The following is a 22,614-nucleotide window of genomic DNA, read 5'->3' as shown; positions in this document are numbered from 1 at the left end:
TCCTCTCGTCTCAATACCACTTGCGCAGATCCATGCCCTGATAGAGGGACGCCACCTCGTCGGCATAGCCATTGAATGGCAGGGTCGGCTGGCGCTTGGCCCCGAAGATGCCCCCCTCGCCGATGAAGCGCTCGCTGGCCTGACTCCAGCGCGGGTGATCCACTGCCGGATTGACGTTGGCGTAGAAGCCGTATTCGTTGGGGGCCAGCAGGTTCCAGGTGGTGGGCGGCATCTCCTCCACCAGCCGGATGGAGACGATGCTCTTGATGCTCTTGAAGCCGTACTTCCAGGGCACCACCAGCCGGATCGGCGCACCGTTCTGGGCCGGCAGAGCCTTGCCGTAGAGCCCCATCGCCAGGAAGGAGAGCGGGTGCATCGCCTCGTCGAGGCGCAGCCCCTCGACATAGGGGTAGTCGATGCCGCCACCGAGGGAACGCGACGCCTGTCCCGGCAGCTGCTCCGGATCATAGAGAGTCTCGAAGGCCACGAACTTGGCGCGGCTGGTGGGCTCCGCCCGGCGGATCAGATCCGCCAGCGCGATGCCGCTCCAGGGCAGCACCATGGACCAGGCCTCCACGCAGCGCAGCCGGTAGATGCGCTCCTCCAGCGTGCTCTTGTTGATGAGATCCCACACGTCCAGGGTAAACGGCTTGGCCACCTCCCCTTCCACCTTCAGGGTCCAGGGTTCGGGCTTGAGGTAGTGGCCGTTGCGGGCCGGATCCCCCTTGTCGGTGCCGAGCTCGTAGAAGTTGTTGTGGGTGGTGGCCTTCTCCTCCGGCGTGAGGATCAGCCCCTCCGGCCGGGCGGCGGCGTGGATGTTGAGCGCCCGGGTGGCGACCGGCGCCGGCTTGTCGCCAGAGAAGAGATCGAGCACCCCGGCCTGGGTCGGAAACGCCAGGGTGGCGGCGCCGAGCCCCAGCCCTTTCAGGATCAGGCGGCGATCCTGATAGACGGCTTCCGGCGTGACGTCCTGTTCGGTGAGGTGGTGGGCAGAGCGGCGCTTGAGCAACATGGAAAAACTCCCGGGGCGATGAGGGTAACAATCATAAGACCCGCCCCGGCCGAGTTTTATTTCACGGAAAATTACATGAATTGATAGAGGGGCAGTGCCTTGGCCATGGTTCCGACCAGAAACAGCACTACGAACACCAGCAGGGGAACGATCACATTTGGCACCATCAGACTCACTCCATGAGCAGGACAGGGCCTCTAACTATGGAGCAGGGGCCAGCGCCTCACCATGAAATATTTTCGCGAGCGCAAGCGTATTCCTGAGTTGAAATGAGTGATGCAGATCACACACAATCCCGCCCCTGCTTGCCGCCCCTCTTGCGCGGGGTAGGCTCCCTTTTTTCCGAATTTCACTACTGAAGAGTCACGCCATGAGCCCATTGATCGCCATCGCCATCACGACCGGGATCCTCTCCGCCGTCTGGGGCTGGGTCGCCGTTACCCTCGGCCTCATCTCCTGGGTCGGCTTCCTCGGCTGCACCAGCTATTTTGCCTCCAGCGGTGGCTACAAGGCGCTGCTGCAGACCCTGCTGTGCAATGCCAGCGGCATGCTGTGGGCCCTGCTGCTGATCCATGGTGACGCCTGGTGGGGCGCCGGCGTGGCGGGCTACCTGATGACCGGGGTGGTGGCCACCCTGATGTGCGTGCAGGCCAAGCAGCAGTGGCTCGGCTACATTCCCGGCACCTTCGCCGGCTGCTGCGCCACCTTCGGTGCGGCGGGGGAGTGGCGGCTGATCCTGCCGTCGCTGGTGATTGGTGCGCTGTTCGGCTACCTGATGAAGGCGAGCGGCCTCTGGCTCTCCCACAAAACCCAGAAAACCCAGGCCACCGCTGGCGTCACCGACCCGGCCTGATCCTGGCGATGTGACCGATCCGGTCTGAAGCAAGAGGGGCAGTCCGTCATCGACGGGCCGCCCCTCTGTCATTTATCCCTTCGACTTGAAGTTCGCGGCTTCGATGCCGTGCCGATTCAACAGCTTGTAGAAGTCGGTGCGGTTTCTGCCCGCCATGTTGGCCGCCAGGGTCACATTGCCCTCGGTGGTGCGCAGCAGCCGGATCAGATACTCCTTCTCGAACTCGGCCCGCGCCTCGTTGAAGGAGGGGATGCCGCCACTGCCGCCGCTCAGCGCCGACTCCACCATAGCGGCACCGATCACCGGACTGCAGCAGAGGCTGGCCAGTTGCTCCACCACGCTGCAGAGCTGGCGCACGTTGCCGGGCCAACCCGCCGCCGCCAGCAGGGCCAGCGCCTCCGGCGAGAAGCCGAGGGCGGCGCAGTCGCCGTGGCGGCTGCGGTAGTCATCCAGCGCCTGCCTGGCCAGCAGCGGAATGTCTTCGCTGCGGGCGCTCAAGGGGGGCAAGGTGATATTGGCCACGTTGAGCCGATAGAAGAGATCCTCCCGAAAGCGCCCCTCCTCCATCGCCGCCACCAGATCCTGATGGCTGGAGCTGATGACCCGCACCTCGGGCGTGCCCTGGCCGTACTCCTGCAGCACCTGCAGCAGCTTGGCCTGCAGCGATTCCGACAGGTCCCCTATCTCGTCGAGAAACAGGGTCGCTCCCTTGGCCTGTTCAAACAGGCCGGATTGGCCATCCTCGCCGAACAGCTGCAGATCCAGCGCCGCCCACGGCAGCGCGGCACAGTTGATGACATGCAGCGGCTTGTCACGCCGGCTGCTGGCCTGGTGCAGCGCCTGAGTCATGACGCCCTTGCCGGAACCGGAAGGGCCCATGATCAGCACGGGCACCTCCATGGCGGCGATGCTGCCAGCCTGGATCAGCAACTGCTCCATCTGCGGGTTGCGGGTCAGGATCAGCGACTGCCAATCCTGCCGCTGCTTTGGGCGCGTCAGGCTCAACGCGTGTTCTATGGTGGCGAACAGCTCATCCTTGTCGATGGGCTTGGTGAGAAAGCTGAACACCCCGGAGCGGGTGGCCTGAATGGCATCGGGAATGGTGCCATGGGCGGTCATGATGATGACCGGCAGCCCCAGCCACTGGGACTGGATCCGCTCGAACAGCGCCAGTCCGTCCATGCCGGCCATGCGCAGATCGCTCAGCACCAGATCGGCCCGTTGCTGGCGCAGCCGGTCCAGCGCCCCTTCGGCGCTGTCGGCGGTATCCACCTCATAGCCCTGGCTGCGCAGGCGCATACTCATCAGCTTGAGCAGGCTGGCATCGTCATCGACCAGCAGGATGCGACTCATTTCAGCGCCTCGCCATTGCCGTTCAGCTTGCGCTGATTGAGTTGATCATCGATGGCGGAGAGTTGCTCGATCTGGCGGCGCAGACGCTGCACCTCCTGACTCTGATCGTCGCGCCGGCTGTCGCGGGCCAGCAGCTCCTCGCCGAGGGCTATCCAGCTGCGCAGGAAAGCCTGGGCATCCAGCCCGAGCTCCGGCAGCAGGCTCTTGAGCTTGTCCAGACCAGCCCGCCGGCTGGCCACCGACTCGGACGGGTGGGTGTTGACCATGGCCAGGCTGACCCGGCTCTCGATATCGGTCGCCCCCTTCAGGCGCTGACGCTCCTGGGCCCGCTGCTGGGCATGGCTGGCAAGCAGCCAGTCCGAGTATTGCAGGCGCACCTGCATCTCCTTGTTGGCAAACTCCATCCGTTTGGCGAGGGCGAGATCCGGCGACGCCGCCGGGTCACGCGCTGGCAGCAGGGAACAGCCTGTGAGCAGGCTCATCATCAATACCGGAACAACACATTGTTTCATCTTGGGCTTCACTTCAACGTCAACCGGAAACAGACATCCGCCTGTTCATCTTCAACCAATACCAACTCGCCGCCAAGGCTCATCGCCGATTCCCGGGCGATGGAGAGCCCCATTCCGGAGCCTTTCAGCAGCCCCTGGCGCACAATACTGCCCTGCTCGAAGGGCTCGAAGATCCGCTCCCGCTCCGCCAGCGGAATCGCGGGCCCTTCGTTGGCCACCTCCAGCCAGCTGCCGTTGCCATCCTGCCCGGCGCGGATCCAGATCTGCCCGCCGCTGGCACCGTAGCTGACCGCATTGGAGAACAGATTATCGAGGATCAGCCGCAAGCGATATGGCTCGGCCTGCAGGGTGATCGGATCGGTCGGCAAGTGTACACTGATTTGTTTGGATTCCAGCGCCAGCCGGTACTCTGCAGACAATTCTGACAGCAGGGGCGCCAGCGCCACCGGGGTCAGGGTGAACACCTCCTGCTGGCTGAGCCGGTTGAAGTCGAGCAGCCGTTCGATCAGGGTCTGCAGCCGGCGGCTGTTCTCCTCCAGCATCTGGCAGATCTCCTGCTGATCAGGGGTGAGCGGCCCTACAAGCTGCTCGGAGAGCAGATCCGCCCCCTCCCGCAGCACCGCCAGCGGGGTCTTCAGCTCGTGGGAAACGTGGCGCAGGAACTGGTATTTCTGCTGCTCCAGCTCCTTCAATTTATCGTGCAACCAGACGATCCGCTCCCCCAGCAATACCAGTTCGGCCGGCCCGTCCACCGGGCGTTTGTCCGGTTCCACACCGGCACCCAGACTCAAGATCCGCGACTCAATCTGACGCACCGGGTGGATGATCAGATAGGTAAACAGCAGCACCAGCAGCAGGCTGAGCACCGCCACGAAACCGCTGACCCACCAGATCTCCGTCATCAGGGCAGCGATGGTCGCCCGCACCCGGCTGACATGCTCGTCTACCTGGCTGCGAGTAATAATCTCAAGCTGCTGATTAACCTGATTAAATTCATCAAATTTGGGGCTGTTTGACTCGGCCTTGGCGCGGGCGAGATCCTGCAGGCTGTCGAGCCAGGCGAGCGCCTGCTCGAGACCCGTGTAAGCCTCGGCATCCGGGATGGAACTCTGGTGAGCGGCCAGCAGGCTGCGATAACTCGCCAGCTGCTGCTGATAACTGGCCAGGATGCGCTCATCCCCCAGCACCGCATAACGACGAAGAGTACGTTCAAGATCAATAGCTTGGGTGGTCAGTAGCGTCGCTCGACGGGTGTCGCGCACCGCCCGTTCCAGCTCGTCGCTGGTCAACTGGCTGAGGTGTTCGAGGGACTGGCTGTCGTGCCAGATCATGCCGCCCAGAGGCATCAACACCAGAACGAACCCCATCAATACCACTTGCAGCAGGGAGCGTGGGCGTACCTTGGTCATCTTGGACTATCTCAATTCAGCAGGGGTGGGTCAGCATATCTGCACTCCCCCAAAAAGCAAAACCGGCCAGGGGGCCGGTTCATGTTGCAGCTTGGGCATCACGCCAGACCGACGGATGCCACACAGATAATCAGGATCATGGCCAACGCGCCAGATGCGGTCAGCAGTGCCCATTTCAGTTCCACGCTCATGCAAACCTCCTTTCTTGCCAAGATGATAGAGCCTGATCACAACAGACAAACCGATGTTAATGCATAGTTAAGCCGATAACCGTGAGCTGTGTATGAATTTCAGATGAGCCCCATCCAAGGACCGGTGACATGTTCTATCTGTGTAGCATTGGATCGAATCTTGACCCCCATCAGCACGTCAGTCAGGCGGTCGGCGAGCTGCTCGTTCACTTTGGCCGCCTGCAGCTGAGCTCGGTGATCCAGACCAAGCCGGTCGGGATGCACTCCAGACATGATTTCCTCAACTGCCTGTTCGTCGCCGAGAGCGAGCTGGCACCGCACCAGCTCAAGGCACACTTCGTCGCCATGGAGCTGGCCCACGGCCGGGATCGCAGCGATCCACGCTGCAAGGTGCTGGACCGGCCGCTGGACATCGACATCCTGGCCAGCAGCCAGAGCGATGACTTCTCCACCGCCCGGGTCGATGCCTATCTCGACGAGCTGCTGGCGGAGCTCTATGGCCGTGGCCAGGTGCATGATCGCAAGGTGACCCTGCCGCTGCACACCCGCTTGATGGCGGGCAAGGTGATCGAGGAGCGCCAGGTCGGCCTCGCCCCCATCGCCCTGCAGCAGGAGATTGCGACCCCGGCCGCGCTCCTGCGCTGACCCCTAGATGACGGCCAGACCGCGGCCACCATCCACCCGGATGCTGGCCCCGGTCATGTAGTCGTTCTGCATCAACAGCTGAACCGCCTGCCAGATGGGCACCAGCCCCCCTTCCCGCGCCAGCGGCGTCTTAGCCAGCACCTGCTGGCGCCACGCATCGCCATGCTCGTCGAGAAACAGGATGGGGCCCGGCTCTATGGTGTTGACCCGGACGGCGGGTGCCAGCTCGCGGGCAAAGCTCATGGCCAGCGAATGGGCCCCCGCCTTGGTGGCCACATAGCTGGCGAACTGGGGCGCCGGCGCATGGATGTAGATGTCGGTGATATGGATGATGCCGGCATTGGCGTTGCGCGCCAGCTGGGGAGCCAGCGCCCGGTTTAGCTGGAAGGGGGCCGCCATGTGCACCCGGTAGAACTGATCAAACTGGGCCAGTTGCGCCGCCGGATCCGCCGCCAGCGGCTCAAACGCCGAGGCGTTGTGGATCACCAGCGCCAGATCCTGATGGACCGCCAGCGCCTCGATCAGCTTGCCGACCTCCTCCTCGCGAGAAAAATCCGCCTGCACCAGCTCGACCCCCAGCGCCCGCAGCCGCGCCAGCTCAGGCCGCTCGCTGCGATAGCTGCCCGTCACCTGCCAACCCGCCGCCACCAGCTGTTCGCACAGATAGAAACCAAGCCGGCGGCCACATCCCGTCACCAATGCACGCATACCCTCTCCTTGATTGTCCGGCCGGGGGATACCTATCGATCCCCACGGCACAAGCCATTGGCCGTTGCCGCCACTCGGCGGGCATAGTGGCGCCATTGCCACCTTAACGGAGCCACTTCCATGTTACAGATCCGCGATCACATGAGCCGTTCGACCCACTCCCTCACCCCGCAGCTCGGCCTGGCCGAGGCGCTGGACCGGCTGCATGACTCAGGTCTGAGCGGCCTGCCGGTGCTGGACCCGCAGCAGCGGCTGATCGGTTTTCTCTCCGAGCAGGATTGCATCCCGAGCCTGCTCACCGGCAGCTATCACTGCGATACCCGCACCCGGGTCGAGGATCTGATGAGCCGGACACCGCTCTCGGTCAGCCCGGATGACAGCATACTGGATCTGGCCCGCCAGATGACCGAGGCCAGACCCAAGGTCTATCCAGTGCTGGAGGGGAACCGGGTAGTCGGCATCATCAGCCGCCGACAGGTCATGCAGGCTCTCAACGCCCAGATGAAGGGCTGCCTGCCCACCTAAATCTGGTAGCGCCCCTTGTCGCCGATATCGAAGTGCAGCGGCATGCGCCACTTGGCCAGGGAGAGCAGACAGAGCAGCAACCCGCACACCAGCGCCACCAGGGCGGCGGCCCAGCCGATGCCGGCCAGCTCCAGCAGCCACAACAGGGGCAGCAACAGAGGGACCGCCCTGATCCCCGGAATGGCGAAGCAGAACTGCTCCTTGAAGGCCAGCCCCGCCAGTGTGGCCAACGCCGCCCCCAGCACCAGCACATCCGGCGCCCCGCTCGCACTGAGCAGCAGGGCGCCCCAGCCCAGCCCCTGCAGCACAAAGCGAATGCGCTTGTCATAGACATGCAGGCATAACCCGCATACCCCGCTGGCCACGGCCAGCGCCACCAGCCAGCTCGCCGGCGCCAAAAAATCCTGCCCGAGCAGCAGGCTTGCCCCTCGACACAGCAGCAGCAAGGCTGCCAGACTCAAGCCAAGGCGATAGAGGCAGACCGACACTCTGTCGATGCCGTCCAGCTCGCTTTCTATTTCAGGGTTTGCCATCGGCGGTCGCCTCTGTTGCAGGTAGGGGCCAATATACTTGAATTATGCCCGCGAGCGATTCCCTATTCCGTGCAGGAGATGTGGTTTGCGAAGATTCATTCTGCTCTGCCTGTTGTTCCCCCTCTGGCTGCAGGCCAAAGAGTTGATCATCGGTGGCACCCTGGAGCCGCCGCTGAAGTTTCTGGATGCACAGGGCGTTCCCCATGGTCTGGACGTGGACGTGGTCAGCACCATCTTCGGCAAGCTGCGCATTCCCATCCGCATCGAGCTGACCGACTCCGGCGCCCGGCTGACCCGCAACGCCGAAACCGGGGTGTACGATCTGGTGATGACCCACTCCTACAAGCCGGAGCGGGAGCGCTATCTGCTCTACCCACAGCAGGCCCACCTGCGCCACAGCTGGCACTTCTTCGTGCGCAAGGCCGACCTGCTGAAGATCCGCTACGACACGCTGAGCGATCTGAAACCCTGGCGCATCGGCATCACCAAGGATTTCTCCTATACCCCGGAGCTGACCGCCGCCCTCGCCGACCCGGCCTATCACTTCCAGGAGATCCCCATCAACCAGCTGCAACTGCGCAAGCTGATCGCCGGGCGTATCGACGTGGTGCCCATGCCGCTGGTCACCGCCTTTGCCCAGATCAAGGAGGAGGGGCTGGAGGGCAAGCTCGATTACCTGCCCAAGCCGCTCAAGGCCAGCCCTTACTACACCGTCTGGACCAAGGCCAAAGCCGATGCCACCACCCCGGCCCTGATGGCGGCTTACGATGCCGAACTGCTGCGCATGAAGCGCGACGGCCGGCTCAAGGCCATCTACGACCACTACGGCATCCCCTATATCGAGCCCTGATCCCGACCGTCAGGGCTGCACGTCCCACAAGATTGGGTTCTGTAATGAAATCCGGGGTTCGCATGTGAAATGGAGCTCCCGCGTCCCTCAGTCCTTAAGGCTTCACATCCCGCAAGATCGGGTTTTGCAGCGAGATTAACGTCTCGGTGGACTGGATCTCATCGATGGTCTGGATCTTGTGGATCAGTACCGTCTGCAACTCGTCGATGGAGCGTGTCATCACCTTCATGAAGATGCTGTAGTGGCCGGTGGTGTAGTAGGCCTCCACCACTTCGTCCAGCGCCTGCAGCTTGGCCAGCGCCGAGGGGTAATCCTTGGCGCTCTTCAGATTGATGCCGATGAAGCAGCAGACGTCGTAGCCCAGCTTCTTGGGGTTCACCTGCACCCGCGTACCCTCGATGATGCCCGCCTGCTTCATCTTCTCCACCCGCACATGGATGGTGCCCGGGCTGACCAGCAGTTGTTTGGCAAGCTCGGCATAGGGAATGCGCGCATTCTCCATCAGGGCGGTGAGGATGGCCTGATCGAGATTATCGATCCGATAATTTTCCGGCACTTTTTTGCACTCCCTTTGATGATTCATCATTAATTACCGGTGTATTTTGAAGAAAAAAATACACAAAGCCTATTTCTATTATCGAATATTGAATTTAGTTGGCAAGCTGTTGAAGAATCCTCACATCCAACGGGTTCAAGACAGGTATTCAGCATGAAACAGCACTACATTCGCAGCCAGCAACAGATCAGCTTCGTCAAAGAGATGTTCTCCCGCCAACTCGCCCAGCAACTGGGCCTGATGGAGGTGCAAGCCCCCATCCTGAGCCGGGTCGGTGATGGCACTCAAGACAACCTCTCTGGCCACGAGAATGCGGTGCAGGTCAAGGTGAAGACCCTGCCTGAGCACAGCTACGAAGTGGTGCACTCACTGGCCAAATGGAAGCGCCAGACCCTGGGTCGCTTCGGTTTCGGCCCGGGCGAAGGCATCTACACCCACATGAAGGCGCTGCGTCCGGACGAGGATCGCCTCACCCCCATCCACTCCGTCTACGTGGATCAGTGGGACTGGGAGAAGGTGATGCCGAGCGGGCGCCGTGACCTGGCCTACCTGCAGGAGACCGTGCGCGGCATCTGGGCCGCCATCAAGGCCACCGAGCGCGCGGTCTGTGCCGAGCATGAACTGGCCCCCTTCCTGCCGGCCGAGATCCAGTTTCTGCACAGCGAAGAGCTGCTGACCCGCTACCCGGACCTCGATGCCAAGGGGCGCGAGCGGGCCATCGCCAAGGAGCTGGGGGCCGTGTTCCTGATTGGTATCGGCGGTGCCCTCTCCCACGGCGAGCGCCACGACGTGCGTGCCCCGGACTACGACGACTGGAGCAGCCACAGCGAGCTGGGGCTGGCCGGTCTGAACGGTGACATCCTGGTGTGGAACCCGGTGCTGCAGGACAGTTTCGAGATCTCCTCCATGGGGATCCGGGTCGACGCCGAGGCGCTGCGCCGCCAGCTGGCCATCACCGGCGACGAAGATCGCCTGCAGTACGACTGGCACCAGGATCTGCTGGCCGCACGGATGCCGCAAACCATCGGCGGCGGCATCGGCCAATCCCGTCTGGCCATGCTGCTGCTGCAAAAAGAGCACATCGGCCAAGTCCAGGTCGGCGTCTGGCCGGCCGAGATGAAAGCCGCCGTGCAAGGCATGCTGTAACGAATGAAAGCCATGCCGGCGTCATCGCCGCCGGCATGGCAACAGGCAGGTGGCCGTCGGGGTTGAGCGAGCGCATCCCCGGCAGGCTGTAAGAAGCGAGGCCAGCAGTGGCCGCGCTTCGTAATCGGGGGCTTGCCCCTGCGACCCGCTCAACCCACGTCAGGTCGCTTCACTACATTCCTCCCGGCAATCTTCGGATTGCCGTTTTTTTTATGCCGAAAAACTGTGCTCAAAACCCGCCCCGATCTGGCGCTGGCGCGGCAACCCCGCCTTTCTGCTGCCGGTGCAGTGGCAGGCAAACAACTGCTCCACCGCCTCTTCCTGCAGATAGGCACCGAGCGCCACCGCCCGCTCTGGGCCGGAGAACTTCAGGTGCAGGCCGCCGATGACGGCGTGGATCCGCTCGTCACCACACACCTCCTTGGCCCACTCGATGATGTTCTCGACCCCGGCGTGACCGCAGCCGATAAAGACGATGAGCCCCTGTTCGCTCTTGTAGGCCAGCGCCGAATCGTCGCTGATAAGGTCTTTCTCCACCCGTCCGCCCCGCACTATGTAGCCGAGCAGCGAAGGCGCAGCCCGGTCGCGCCGCACAATGCTGCCGAGGAACACCAGACGATCCGAGAGCCACACCGGCTCGGCCGAGCAATGGGGGAGCAAGCCTCTGGCCGGCAGCGACTCCCGAGCCAGCTCCCCCGACAGGCGATAGAGGTTGCGCCGCCAGAAGGGGAGCGACAGGAAGTAGCCCCGCTCACAAAACACGTCCGGACAGGCGATGAGCGGGATGGGTCTTGGATAGACGGGCAGCGAGCCGACCCCGCCCACATGGTCGTAATGACCGTGGGAGAGCACCACATGGGTGAGCGAGGCGAGATCGATCCCCATCACGGCGGCGTTGTGGCGCAGCGCCCGGCCACGGCCGCTGTCAAACAGCACCCTGAGGCCGTCACACTCCAGCAGCAACGCCAACCCTCGCTCGGGCAGACAGCCAGGCAGATGAGCGTCGTCGTCCACCAGCACGGAAAACTTCAGCATCTCGCTTCCCCTGAAAACAAAACGCAGGCACGAGGCCTGCGTTTTTCATCGACAATCCCGTTACTGGGTCATGGTGAGGCCATTGCTGTCGGCCCCCAGCACCAGCTTTTTGCCCGGCACGATACGGCCGGAGAGCAGCGCTTGCGCCAGCGGGTTCTCCACCTTGTGCTGGATCGCCCGCTTGAGGGGACGCGCCCCGTAGACGGGATCGAACCCGGCGTGCACCAGCTTCTCGAGCAGCGCTTCGCTCACCTCCACCTCGTAACCCTGGGCCTCCAGTCGACCCATCAGGCTCTTGAGCTGGATGCGGGCGATGGACTTGATGTGCTCCTCGCCGAGCGGGTGGAACACCACGGTCTCGTCGATCCGGTTGATGAACTCCGGCCGGAAGCTGCGAGACAGCACCTCCATCAGCATGCCCTTCATCTCGTCGTAATCCTTCTCGGAGTGGTGCTCCTGAATGAGATCCGACCCGAGGTTGGAGGTCATGATCACCACCGAGTTGCGAAAATCGACGGTACGACCCTGACCATCGGTCAGGCGGCCATCGTCCAGCACCTGCAGCAGGATGTTGAACACATCAGGGTGTGCCTTCTCCACTTCATCCAGCAGGATCACCGAGTAGGGGCGACGGCGTACTGCCTCGGTCAGATAACCGCCCTCCTCGTAACCCACGTATCCCGGAGGCGCCCCCACCAGACGGGCCACGCTGTGTTTCTCCATGAACTCCGACATGTCGATCCGCACCATGGCGTCCTGGGTATCGAACAGGAACTCGGCCAGCGCCTTGCACAGCTCGGTCTTGCCCACCCCGGTGGGCCCCAGGAACAGGAAGGAGCCGATGGGGCGGTTCGGATCGGACAGCCCGGCACGGGAGCGGCGAATGGCGTTGGAAACCGCCTCGACCGCCTCCTCCTGGCCGATCACCCGGCTGTGCAGCTGATCTTCCATCCGCAGCAGCTTGTCGCGCTCCCCTTCCAGCATGCGGGCTACCGGAATACCGGTCCAGCGGGCCAAGACGTCGGCGATCTCCACGTCGGTGACCCGGTTGCGCAGCAGGCTGGTCTCCTGCATCTCCGCCTGGGTGGCGAGATCCAGCTGTTTCTCCAGCTCAGGAATGCGGCCGTACTGCAGCTCGGACATCCGGCCCAGGTCGCCTGCACGGCGCGCCACGTCGAGATCCTGGCGGGCCTGCTCGAGGGCCGCCTTGATGTGCTGGGTGCCGGCGAGGGCGGCCTTCTCGGCCTTCCACACCTCATCCAGCTCGTTGTATTCCCGATCTTTTTCGCTGATTTCCTGATTGATCAGCTCGAGCCGCTTGCGACTGGCGTCATCGTCCTCCTTCATCAGCGCCTGCTGCTCCAGCTTGAGCTGGATGATGCGCCGCTCGAGCCGGTCAAGGGACTCGGGCTTGGAGTCGATCTGCAGCCGGATGCTGGCCGCCGCCTCGTCGATGAGGTCGATGGCCTTGTCCGGCAGCTGGCGATCCGCGATGTAGCGGTGCGACAGCTGGGCCGCCGCCACGATGGCGGGGTCGGTGATCTGCACGTGGTGGTGCAGTTCGTAACGCTCCTTCAGGCCGCGCAGGATGGCGATGGTGTCCTCCACGCTCGGCTCCTCCACCAGCACCTTCTGGAAACGGCGCTCCAGCGCGGCATCCTTCTCGATGTACTGGCGGTACTCGTCCAGGGTGGTGGCGCCGACGCAGTGCAGGTCGCCACGGGCCAGCGCCGGTTTGAGCATGTTGCCCGCATCCATGGCGCCTTCACCCTTGCCGGCGCCGACCATGGTGTGCAGCTCATCGATGAAGAGGATGACGTTGCCCTCCTCCTTGGCCAGATCGTTGAGCACGGCCTTGAGCCGCTCTTCGAACTCGCCGCGATACTTGGCACCGGCCACCAGCGCCCCCATGTCGAGCGACAGCACCCGCTTGTTCTTGAGCCCCTCCGGCACCTCGCCATTGATGATGCGCTGGGCCAGCCCTTCGACGATGGCGGTCTTGCCGACGCCGGGGGCACCGATCAGCACCGGGTTGTTCTTGGTACGGCGTTGCAGTACCTGGATGGTGCGGCGGATCTCGTCATCCCGGCCGATCACCGGGTCGAGCTTGCCGATCTCGGCCCGCTCGGTCAGATCGATGGTGTATTTCTCCAGCGCCTGGCGATTCTCCTCGGCGTTGGCATCTTCCACCTTCTTGCCGCCGCGCACCTTGTCGATGGCCGCTTCGAGTTTCTCCTTGGTCAGCCCCTGGGCACGCAGCAGCTCGCCCAGCGTCCCCTTCTCGTCGAGGGCCGCCAGCACGAACAGTTCGGATGAGATGAACTGATCCTTGCGCTGCTGAGCCAGCTTGTCGCAGACGTTGAGCAGCCGGCCGAGGCCGTTGGAGAGCTGCACGTCCCCTTCCACGCCGCTGACGCGCGGCAGGCGATCCAGCTCTTCGCCGAGGCGCGAGCGCAGGGAATTGATGTCCATCCCGGTCAGGGTGAGCAGCGGACGGATGGAGCCGCCATCCTGATTGACCAGGGCGGTCATCAGGTGAACGGGTTCGATGAATTGGTGGTCACGACCCAGTGCCAAAGACTGGGCATCGGAAATAGCAATCTGGAATTTGCTGGTCAGGCGATCGAGGCGCATTGCACTCCCCCTTTCAAGACAGACGCCGCTTGCGCGGCAAACAACATAACTTTCTGAGATGAAAGATGAGGCCCGTACGGACTATTTCAAGGGGCGGGGCTGGTTATTTTTTCTGCAAAGCGGGAAGCAGGCAGGATCCCCGCCCGGCAAGATGCAGGGCGGAGAGCGTCGTCAGGGCGCCAGCCAGATAATCGAGGCCATACGACCGGTCTGGCCGTTGCGACGACATGGGCAGTAGCACTGCTCACTGTCTGGGGAAACGCCCCCAGACACTTACTCAGCCAGCCAGATAATCGAGGCCATGCGACCGGTCTGGCCGTTGCGGCGATAAGAGTAGAACTGCTCGCTGTCGCTGAAGGTGCAATGTTCGCCGCCATAGACGGCGGTGACACCTGCGCGGGCGAGGCGCAGCCGGGCCAGCTGGTAGATATCCGCCAGCCATTTCCCTTCGTTGGGCGAAGGGACGAAGGCAGCCGCCGCCTCGGCCTGCTCGGCCATAAAGGCCTCGCGTACCTCGCCACCCACTTCAAAGGCCGTGGGGCCGATGGCCGGGCCCAGCCAGGCCAGGATCTCGCCCGACTCGCAGCCCATGGCGGCAATACTCGCCTCCAGCACGCCACCCTGCAGCCCGCGCCAACCGGCATGGGCGGCAGCCACCACAGTGCCCGCCCGATCGCAAAACAACACGGGAAGGCAGTCGGCGGTCATCACTATGCAGGCCTGCCCCGCCTCATGGGCGCAAGCTGCATCGGCATCCGGCACGGCATCATACTGGTTGCTGACCGGATGCACTGCGGTGCCATGCACCTGATTGAGCCAGTTGAGGGGGCCGGGAATATCCGCAGCCTGTTGCAGGCGGGCACGATTGGCCTCGACCCGCGCCGCCGCGTCTCCCACATGGGCCCCCAGGTTGAGGCCGGCAAAGACCCCCTCGCTGATACCGCCGTCACGGGTGGTCGACAGGGCGCTGACCTTGGCCGGTGCCGGCCAGTCGGGTTCGATCCATTTCATCTGTGGCTCCTTTCCTTCATATAAAAGGGGCCCCTTGGCTGCAACCAGTCAAGGGGCCCCATATCAGGTCATGCAGGGCGGGTTACGGCAGGAATCGTCGCAGAACCGCCCTCTTCATCAGTTCCAGACCAGATCGTCCGGATTGGCCAGGGTGATCCTGATGTGCAGCACTTCCATCAGCTCATCAATTCCAGACCAGATAATCCGGATTGGCCGGGGTGATCTTGGTGTGCAGCACTGCCATCAGCTCATCAGTTCCAGACTAAATCGTCCGGATTGGCCAGGGTATCCGCCCGCAGCACTTCCATCAGGTCCAGCATGTCCTGCGGCGTAGGGGAGTGCCATTCCATCACTTCACCCGTGATGGGGTGCGCCAGCTTCAGCATGGTGGCGTGCAGTGCCTGACGATGGAAGCCACGCAGGGCCTCGGTCAGCTCGGGGGTGGCGTTGCGCAGCAGACGCAGACGGCCACCGTAAGCGGGATCCCCCACCAGCGGATGCTTGATGTGGGCCATGTGGACACGGATCTGGTGGGTACGACCGGTTTCCAGTCGCAGCCGCAGACGGGTATGGCCACGGAACTTCTCGTGCACCCGGTAGTGGGTGACGGACTCGCGCCCATTGGGCACCACGGCCATGTGGGTACGCTGGGTCGGGTGACGGCCGATGGGGGCATCGACGGTGCCACCGGCGGTCATGTGACCGATGGCGATGGCTTCGTACTCACGGGTGATCTGGCGCGCCTGCAGCGCTTCCACCAGGTGGGTCTGGGCCGGGATGGTCTTGGCGACCACCATCAGACCCGTGGTATCTTTATCCAGACGGTGCACGATACCGGCGCGAGGCACCTCGGCGATGGCGGGGTAACGGTGCAGCAGGGCGTTGAGAATGGTGCCATCCGGCGTGCCGGCACCCGGGTGGACCACCAGACCGGCCGGCTTGTCGATCACCAGAATGTGTTCATCTTCATAGACGATGTTGAGCTCAATATTCTGGGCATCCCAACGGGTGTCGTCTGCCAGCTCGACATCCACATGTACCTTCTGCCCGGCCAGCACTTTCTCGCGCGGGGTATTGGCAACCTGACCATCCAGGGTCACTCTGTCCTGTAAAATCCACTCCTTGATGCGGGTGCGGGAGTAGTCTGGAAACAATTCGGCCAGGGCCTGGTCGAGTCGCTGCCCGAATTGGTGATCCTGGAATTCGCCTGTCAGTTCAATATGCTGGCTCATGTATGGTCTCTTGAGCGGGGGGTATCAATTCGAAATAATCCGGGTATTCTAGCTTTTCTTTTAGCCAAGCATAACGGATACTTTGCCAATTTCGTGGAAATGGACCGGATGTTGTTGATGGGAAAGAAGTCTCACCTGCTGATGTCGCTCGCCTTGGTCGCTACCTTGATCACAGGCTGTTCCAGCACCAAACCCAAGGTACCGGACGAACCGCCGGAGACCCTGTACCAGAAAGCACGCCTCAAGCTGGATGCCGGTAACTACCTGAATGCTATCGAGTTACTGGAAGCTTTGGACTCGCGCTATCCTTTCGGCGCCTACTCCAACCAGGTTCAGCTCGACCTCATTTACGCCTATTACAAGCAGGATGATACCGCCCAGGCGATCGCCAATATTGACCGTTTTATCCGCCTCAATCCGGCGCATAAAAATATCGACTACGTATTCTACATGCGCGGTCTGACCAACATGGCCGGCGATTACAACTTCTTCCAGGACTTCCTGGGCATCAATCGGGACGACAAAGACCCCTCCTATGCCCGTCAGGCCTTCCAGGATTTCAAGACCCTGTTGCAGAACTATCCCAACAGCGTCTATGCCGCCGATGCCCGTGCCCGCATGATCGGTCTGAAGAACCGGCTTGCCCGTTACGACCTGAGCGTGGCCGAGTACTACGTGAAGCGTGATGCGCTGATCGCCGCCGCCAACCGCGCCAAGCTGATCGTCGAGACCTATCCCGACACGGCCGAAACCGAGAAGGCGCTGGAGATCATGATCAACTCCTACGACAGCCTGAAGATGCCGACCCTGGCCCAGCATGCCCGCGAAGTGCTGGCCAAGAACTACCCGGACAATCGTCTCGGCAGCGGCTGACTCGCAGCAACGCAATGAAAAACCGGAGCCACTGGCTCCGGTTTTTTTATGGGCGCCGTTCATGAACGACATGCCCCTTTATCCCCCCGTGCCGGTGGCATAGGGAGAGACGGCGCACATCAGCCACGCCGTCATGCCGTGCGTTACTTGGCGACGTTGCCCGCCACGTTGAGCACATCCCAGGTGCGGGAGAAGGGCGGCGCATAGGCAAAGTCCAGCATGCCGAGCTGCTCGGTGGTCACCCCCATGGTGATGGCGACCGCCAGCGCGTCGATGCGGTGTACCGCCCCCTTGCGACCGAGGATCTGGCCCCCCAGCAGCCGCTTGCTGCCTGCCTCATAGACCAGCTTGACGTGAATGTCGGACTGGCCCGGGCAGTAGTTGGTGTGGCACTTGTCCTTGATCACCACGGTGCGGTAATCGATGCCCATCGCCTTGGCCTCCTGCTCGGAGAGACCGGTACGGCCCGCCTCCAGCCCCAGCACCTTGAGCGCGGCAGAACCCAGAGTGCCCGGGAACTCCTGCTCGGCACCGGCCAGGTTTTCCCCCACCATGCGGCCCAACTTGTTGGCGATGGTGGCGAGCGGCACATAGACCTGCTGCTGCTTGACGCCGTGCCAGACGCTGGCACAGTCGCCGGCCGACCAGACGTTGGCCAGCGAGCTGCGCCCCTGCCGGTCCACCTTGATGGCGCCGTTGCCGAGCAGCTCAATGCCGGTATCGGCCAGGAACTCGGTATTGGGTTTGACCCCGGTGCAGACCACCACGATGTCGGCCTCGTACTCGCCATGGCTGGTACGCACGCCGGTCACCCGGCCCTCTCCCAGCAGCGCTTCAACTCGCTCGCCAAGATGAAGGGAGACTCCCTGCTCACGCAGCTCGGTCTCGATATGCTGGGTGATCTCCTCGTCAAACGCCTCTGGAATGACCCGGTCCGCCAGCTCGATGAGACGCACCTCTTTACCCTGATGCACCAGCGCCTCCACCACTTCCAGCCCGATAAAGCCGGAACCGATCACCAGGGCACGGCTGTTGGCCTTGTCCTGCACGGCGGCCTTGAGGGCCAGCCCGTCGGCCATCCGGCGCAGGCCGAATACCCCTTCCTGCTGCAGGCCGGGGATGGGGGGCATCACTTCGCGGGCGCCGGTGGCGATCATCAGCCGATCGTAGCGATCGGTGAAGGTATCGCCCTTGTGCTCCACTGTCAGCGTCTGCGCGGCGGCATCCAGGCCCAGCACCCGGTGGCCGGTCTTGACCTCGATCCCCTTGGCGGCGAACTGCTCCGGGGTGAACTCGGCCATGTAGCCGGGTTCCTGAAACTCGTCGCCAACGAAGTAGGGCAGACCGCAGGCACCGAAGGAGATCACCTCGGATGCCTCATACACCACTATCTCGGCCTCTTTGGCCAGCCGGCGCGCCTTGGCGGCCGCACTCATGCCGGCGGCTTCGCCACCGATGATCAGGATTCTCATACTCGCTCCTTTCCATGCAACGGGGAGGGCATGCCCTCCCCGCTCTCTTCATTGGTTGCTCGCCGGGGCAGGGGTCGACTCCCCCGGACTGGCGGATCAGATGGTGGACTCTTCACCGTCCAGACACACCTCGTGCTCGCTGTTGAACACCGCCATGTCGGTCTCCCCCAGCAGACGGCTGGTGACCGTGCCCGCGGTGATGGAGCCGGAGACGTTGAGGGCGGTACGGCCCATGTCGATCAGCGGCTCGATGGAGATGAGCAGACCGGCCAGCGCCACCGGGAAGTCCAGCGCGGAGAGCACGATCAAGGCGGCGAAGGTGGCGCCGCCGCCAATGCCGGCCACCCCGAACGAGCTGACGGTGATGATGGCGATCAGGGTCATGATGAAGCCCGGATCCATGGGGTTGACCCCCACGGTCGGCGCAATCATCACCGCCAACATGGCCGGATAGATGCCGGCGCAGCCGTTCTGGCCGATGGTCGAACCGAACGAGGCGGCGAAGTTGGCGATCCCCTCCGGAATGCCGAGCGCCTTGGTCTGGGTCTGCACGTTCATCGGGATGGAGCCCGCACTGGTCCGGGAGGTGAAGGCAAAGGCCAGCACCGGCATGATCTTCTTCAGATAGCGAGCCGGGTTGATGCCCACCAGGCTCACCAGCAGCAGGTGCACCGCAAACATGATGGCGATGGCGCCGTAGGAGGCCATGACGAAGCTAAGCAGATTGAGGATATCGGCATAGTTGGAGCCGGACACCACCTTGGTCATCAGCGCCAGCACGCCGTAGGGGGTGAGGCGCAGCACCAGGGTCACCATCCGCATCACGATGACGTGGGCAACCTGCATGAAGTGACCGAAACTCGCGAAGATCTCCGGCTTCTTGCGGGCGATGCCGGTGGCCGACAAACCGATGAAGATGGAGAAAATCACCACGGCGATAGTGGAAGTCTTGCGCGCGCCCGTCATGTCGAGGAAGGGGTTGGCCGGGATGAACTCCAGCACCATCTTGGCAAAGGACATGCTCTCGACGCTGCCGAGGGTGGTCTGCAGGGCCGCGCCACGAGCGGTCTCGGCGGCGCCTGCGGTGAGCCCCTCGGCGGTCAGGCCGAACAGGTTGGACATCAGGATGCCCGCCCCGGCGGCGATCATGGTGGTGAAGATCAGCACGCCTATGGTCATGGCGCTGATTTTGCCGAGTGCGGTGCCGCCGTTGAGCTTGAGGATGGCCCCGATGATGGAGACCATGATGAGCGGCGTGATGATCATCTGCAGCAGCTTCACGTAGCCGCTGCCGACGATGTCCAGGTAGTCGCCGGTCTGTACCAGCACGTCGGAGCCGGCGCCGTAGAGCAGCTGCAGGGCGGCGCCAAACAGGATGCCCAGCCCCAGCCCCGAGAAGACCCGGCGGGTGAAGCTGACGTGGGTTTGCTGCAACCGATAGAGAAACAGCAGCAACATGACCAGGATGGCCAGATTACCTATAACGCTAAGAGTCATGACGATATTCCCCAAATGATCGGGCCGGGCCCGAGGTGTACGGGCGAGTGCCCAGTGCGCACTCTCCCCTGAAACGCGCCGCATCGTGGCGGCCCGCCCCCCGGTGTGGCCGGGGTGGCGTCAACAGGCAGAAAAACGGAGGGTGGCCTGCGCCACCCTCTTGCATCACTCGGCCTTGCCTTGTTGCTTGGCCCGCATGATGTTGATGATCTCGATATCGGTATCCAGCATCCCCTGTTTGGAGAGGCGACCCAGGTTAGCGATGGTCTGATCCACATCGTCGGAGACGATGCCTTCACTCTGGGGCACGTGCAGGTTGTTGATGGCCATCAGCGACGATTTGACCGCCGCCGAGGTGGAGGTAGAGACCTTCATGGAACAGGCGCTGCCCGCGCCGTCGCAGATGATACCGGAAACGTCGCCGATCATGTTGTTGATACAGTGACTAATTTGCTCGAACTGGCCGCCCAGCAGCCAGGTGATGGCGGCCCCCGCCCCCATGGCGGCGGTGCTGGCGGCACAGAGGGCCGACAGCTTGTTCTGGTAAGTCTTGATGTAGATGGCCACTAGGTGGCTCATCACCAGCGCCCGGGTCAGCTGCTCGTCACTCGCCTGGAGGAAGCGCGCGGCCGCCACCACCGGCATGGTAGCGGCAATGCCCTGGTTGCCGGAGCCCGAGTTGGACATGGCGGGCAGCATGGCTGCCATCCATCCGCGCATCGGAGGCGGCGGACGACAAGCGCATGGCCAGGGTCATCAGGTCATCGGAGAGCAGCTTGCGCTCCACCTGCTCGGTGAGGATCTTGCCGATGCGCAGGCCATATCCCTGCAGCCCTTCATCCGCCAGCGCCTGGTTCATGGTGGCCGCCTCGCGGATGAAGTCGATCTCGGCCAGCGGCACCTGCAGGGCAAAATCGACAATCTCGCGCAGGGTCATGGTGGGCTTGCTGGAAGGGGCGGCCTGGATCTGCACGCCGGGGGCGCTGTCCTGCGCCATCAGCACCTCGCCGTCACGCTCCATCAGGATGATGCGGGTATGATCGGTACAGATCACCACCCGGGCGCTGTGCCCCTCCACCTCAGCCAGCACCTCGGCGTAGAGCACGTCCGGCACGTCCTTCACATCCACCTTGATGGCGGGCAGTAGCGCCTTGGCGGCTTCCACCTGATCCGGCGTGAGAGTCTTGAGCACCTCCAGCCCGGCATCCGGGTTGCCGCCGGTGATGCCGACGGCGGCCGCCACCGGCAGACCTATCATGCCGGTACCCGGCACGCCGACCCCCATGCCGTTCTTGAACAGATTGCCGCTGACCCAGACGCTGACGCGGGTCGGCACCTGCCCCAGCAGCTTGCGGCAGTTGGCCGCCGCCAGCGCCACCGACATGGGCTCGGTGCAGCCAAGGGCCGGCACCACTTCACGCTTGAGCAGGGTAATAAAGTCGGTCCATTGTGCTTTCATTGCGATGTGTCTCATGTTCACGGCGCCCGATGCGGGCTTGTCATTGTGCTGTCCGCTCCACAATGGCGGAGCGACATATAACCAGTATGGCGGGAGATGCCGGGTCGGCTGCAGCCGGTCGAGGGCCGAGCCGATGATCGGGACCGCCTGAGTCGTTGGGCCATCCGATCAACTTTTGGTAACTCTAAAGCAATAGGACTCAAATAAATTTGAACCGCTTCGCTTTTTGCGCAGGCATTATGCCCAACTGGCGGTGAAGTGCCACAAAATGTGAACAAGCGCACGGCAGGTCGCTGCCGACCAGGTTCAGCCGACAGTGGGGAAAGTCAGAGCCCGTAACGGGTCAGCAGGGATTGATATTCGGGGGTCTGTTTGAAGGCCTTGAGGGCGAGGGAGAACTGATAGGCCAGCCGTTCATTGCCAGGCCTATGGGTAAAGGCGAGGAAATTGCGGTTACTCTCGCTCACCCGTTTTTCGCTGTGGCCGACCTGATCCTGCAGCCCCTGCCCCTTGAGCAGGTAACGGCCCACCATCTGATTCATCACGACCCCATCGAGCCGCCCCGCCATCATCAGGTGCAACTGCTTGATCATGTTGCTCTCCCCGGTCATGGCCACCCGGGTAAACAGGGCCGAGGTGAGGAACTCCTCGCCGTAGGCGTAGTCGGTCTGGGTACCAATACGCAGCCCCTTGAGGCTGACCAGCCCCTGGAAGTCGACGGGTCTGGCGAGCGGGAAGAAGAGCACCTCCCCGCTCTGGGAGAGGGGTTCATCCGGATAGTGCAACCACTCCAGCCGACGCTCTTCGAAGAAGGCATCGACGATGGCATCACCGCGCTGGAGCCTGGCCTCCTGCAGCACCCGCTTCCAGGGCAGTACCTTGACCGTGGTCTGGTAACCCATCCGCTTGAGCACGGTGCGGGCCAGCTCCAGATCGGCACCGCCCAGGCTGCCGTCATCGAGCCGCATCACATAGGGCGGCCACAGCTCGGTCAGCAGGGTCAGGGTCGGTGGCTCGCTCGCCTGTGCCGCCCACCCCCACCAGAGGCAAAGCAGGATCCATCCTTTACGCCACACCATGCAGTGATCTCCTCTGTGTATTGGCTGAG

Annotated in this window: 21 protein-coding genes and 1 pseudogene; 6 read left to right on the top strand and 16 right to left on the bottom strand. The window is 63.0% G+C overall.

Annotated elements, in window-relative coordinates; translation table 11 throughout:
- Positions 1–10 precede the first annotated feature (10 nt).
- Entirely contained in the window at positions 11–1,012 is a 1,002-nt protein-coding gene (gene msrP, locus PG881_RS10505) for a protein-methionine-sulfoxide reductase catalytic subunit MsrP (protein ID WP_106551550.1), read from the bottom strand.
- A gap of 370 nt (positions 1,013–1,382) precedes the next feature.
- Between msrP and PG881_RS10500 the strand changes: the two genes are divergently transcribed.
- Positions 1,383–1,865, top strand: a complete 483-nt coding sequence (locus PG881_RS10500; RefSeq protein ID WP_011707721.1) for a DUF1097 domain-containing protein — start codon at positions 1,383–1,385, stop codon at positions 1,863–1,865.
- A gap of 72 nt (positions 1,866–1,937) precedes the next feature.
- Here the strand turns inward: PG881_RS10500 and PG881_RS10495 are convergent, their stop codons facing one another.
- The 4 genes from PG881_RS10495 to cydH all read right to left on the bottom strand — a co-directional run bounded on the left by PG881_RS10495 (position 1,938) and on the right by cydH (position 5,330).
- The gene (locus PG881_RS10495; protein ID WP_011707722.1) at positions 1,938–3,218 is read right to left on the bottom strand and encodes a sigma 54-interacting transcriptional regulator; all 1,281 of its coding nucleotides are present in this window, start codon (positions 3,216–3,218) and stop codon (positions 1,938–1,940) included.
- Entirely contained in the window at positions 3,215–3,730 is a 516-nt protein-coding gene (locus PG881_RS10490; protein WP_011707723.1) for a hypothetical protein, read from the bottom strand. Before PG881_RS10490 ends, PG881_RS10495 begins: the two co-directional genes overlap by 4 nt.
- An 8-nt stretch (positions 3,731–3,738) precedes the next feature.
- Entirely contained in the window at positions 3,739–5,139 is a 1,401-nt protein-coding gene (locus PG881_RS10485) for a sensor histidine kinase (RefSeq protein ID WP_011707724.1), read from the bottom strand.
- 98 nt (positions 5,140–5,237) lie between these two features.
- A complete protein-coding gene (gene cydH, locus PG881_RS10480; RefSeq protein ID WP_017409791.1) occupies positions 5,238–5,330 on the bottom strand; it encodes a cytochrome bd-I oxidase subunit CydH in 93 nt (30 codons plus the stop codon).
- Positions 5,331–5,459: 129 nt separating this feature from the next.
- On the opposite strand from cydH, the gene PG881_RS10475 reads away from it, so the two are divergent.
- Positions 5,460–5,975 carry a 2-amino-4-hydroxy-6-hydroxymethyldihydropteridine diphosphokinase gene (locus PG881_RS10475; protein ID WP_270799829.1) on the top strand — a complete coding sequence of 172 codons (516 nt, stop codon included), beginning with the start codon at positions 5,460–5,462 and terminating at the stop codon, positions 5,973–5,975.
- A 3-nt stretch (positions 5,976–5,978) separates the two neighbouring features.
- Here the strand turns inward: PG881_RS10475 and PG881_RS10470 are convergent, their stop codons facing one another.
- A complete protein-coding gene (locus PG881_RS10470; protein ID WP_270799827.1) occupies positions 5,979–6,683 on the bottom strand; it encodes an SDR family oxidoreductase in 705 nt (234 codons plus the stop codon).
- A 120-nt stretch (positions 6,684–6,803) separates the two neighbouring features.
- Here PG881_RS10470 and PG881_RS10465 point away from each other — a divergent pair, with 120 nt between their 5' ends.
- A complete protein-coding gene (locus PG881_RS10465; RefSeq protein ID WP_016352284.1) occupies positions 6,804–7,208 on the top strand; it encodes a CBS domain-containing protein in 405 nt (134 codons plus the stop codon).
- On the opposite strand, the gene PG881_RS10460 is transcribed toward PG881_RS10465, so the two are convergent.
- On the bottom strand, positions 7,205–7,741 hold the full coding sequence (locus PG881_RS10460) for a DUF2301 domain-containing membrane protein (RefSeq protein WP_041216795.1): 537 nt from the start codon (positions 7,739–7,741) through the stop codon (positions 7,205–7,207). The two genes, PG881_RS10465 and PG881_RS10460, sit on opposite strands and share 4 nt — an antisense overlap.
- Before the next feature lie 85 nt (positions 7,742–7,826).
- Between PG881_RS10460 and PG881_RS10455 the strand changes: the two genes are divergently transcribed.
- Positions 7,827–8,591: a substrate-binding periplasmic protein gene (locus PG881_RS10455; RefSeq protein WP_024945190.1), complete on the top strand. Its 765-nt coding sequence runs from the start codon at positions 7,827–7,829 to the stop codon at positions 8,589–8,591.
- A 94-nt stretch (positions 8,592–8,685) separates the two neighbouring features.
- On the opposite strand, the gene asnC is transcribed toward PG881_RS10455, so the two are convergent.
- The gene (gene asnC, locus PG881_RS10450) at positions 8,686–9,147 is read right to left on the bottom strand and encodes a transcriptional regulator AsnC (protein ID WP_011707730.1); all 462 of its coding nucleotides are present in this window, start codon (positions 9,145–9,147) and stop codon (positions 8,686–8,688) included.
- Between the two features lie 153 nt (positions 9,148–9,300).
- Between asnC and asnA the strand changes: the two genes are divergently transcribed.
- Positions 9,301–10,293 carry an aspartate--ammonia ligase gene (gene asnA, locus PG881_RS10445; RefSeq protein WP_270799823.1) on the top strand — a complete coding sequence of 331 codons (993 nt, stop codon included), beginning with the start codon at positions 9,301–9,303 and terminating at the stop codon, positions 10,291–10,293.
- Between the two features lie 210 nt (positions 10,294–10,503).
- Here the strand turns inward: asnA and PG881_RS10440 are convergent, their stop codons facing one another.
- The 4 genes from PG881_RS10440 to rluD form a co-directional block, all read right to left on the bottom strand.
- On the bottom strand, positions 10,504–11,328 hold the full coding sequence (locus PG881_RS10440) for an MBL fold metallo-hydrolase (protein WP_270799821.1): 825 nt from the start codon (positions 11,326–11,328) through the stop codon (positions 10,504–10,506).
- Between the two features lie 60 nt (positions 11,329–11,388).
- Complete coding sequence (gene clpB, locus PG881_RS10435) at positions 11,389–13,962, bottom strand: ATP-dependent chaperone ClpB (protein WP_270799819.1); 2,574 nt, start codon at positions 13,960–13,962, stop codon at positions 11,389–11,391.
- A 273-nt stretch (positions 13,963–14,235) separates the two neighbouring features.
- Entirely contained in the window at positions 14,236–14,973 is a 738-nt protein-coding gene (gene pgeF, locus PG881_RS10430) for a peptidoglycan editing factor PgeF (RefSeq protein ID WP_270799817.1), read from the bottom strand.
- 251 nt (positions 14,974–15,224) lie between these two features.
- Positions 15,225–16,205, bottom strand: coding sequence for a 23S rRNA pseudouridine(1911/1915/1917) synthase RluD (gene rluD / locus PG881_RS10425; RefSeq protein WP_011707736.1), 981 nt, complete (start codon positions 16,203–16,205; stop codon positions 15,225–15,227).
- A gap of 117 nt (positions 16,206–16,322) precedes the next feature.
- Here rluD and PG881_RS10420 point away from each other — a divergent pair, with 117 nt between their 5' ends.
- Positions 16,323–17,078 (top strand): outer membrane protein assembly factor BamD, encoded by a 756-nt coding sequence (locus PG881_RS10420; RefSeq protein WP_270799814.1) that lies wholly within the window; start codon positions 16,323–16,325, stop codon positions 17,076–17,078.
- 143 nt (positions 17,079–17,221) lie between these two features.
- Here PG881_RS10420 and PG881_RS10415 read toward each other — a convergent pair whose 3' ends face one another.
- From PG881_RS10415 to PG881_RS10400, 4 genes and pseudogenes are all read right to left on the bottom strand, one after another.
- Positions 17,222–18,550 (bottom strand): CoA-disulfide reductase, encoded by a 1,329-nt coding sequence (locus tag PG881_RS10415; protein ID WP_269384572.1) that lies wholly within the window; start codon positions 18,548–18,550, stop codon positions 17,222–17,224.
- Between the two features lie 96 nt (positions 18,551–18,646).
- Positions 18,647–20,047 (bottom strand): L-cystine transporter, encoded by a 1,401-nt coding sequence (locus PG881_RS10410; protein WP_011707739.1) that lies wholly within the window; start codon positions 20,045–20,047, stop codon positions 18,647–18,649.
- 165 nt (positions 20,048–20,212) lie between these two features.
- A pseudogene (locus PG881_RS10405) lies at positions 20,213–21,521 on the bottom strand (L-cysteine desulfidase family protein).
- 311 nt (positions 21,522–21,832) lie between these two features.
- Positions 21,833–22,585, bottom strand: coding sequence for a substrate-binding periplasmic protein (locus PG881_RS10400; protein WP_139704952.1), 753 nt, complete (start codon positions 22,583–22,585; stop codon positions 21,833–21,835).
- Positions 22,586–22,614: the final 29 nt, after the last annotated feature.

The organism is Aeromonas sp. QDB54 (assembly GCF_027707385.1).
Taxonomy (GTDB): Bacteria; Pseudomonadota; Gammaproteobacteria; order Enterobacterales; family Aeromonadaceae; genus Aeromonas; species Aeromonas hydrophila.
The sequence above is the reverse complement of the archived record's forward strand: the minus strand, read 5'-3'. Positions and strand labels throughout refer to the sequence as shown.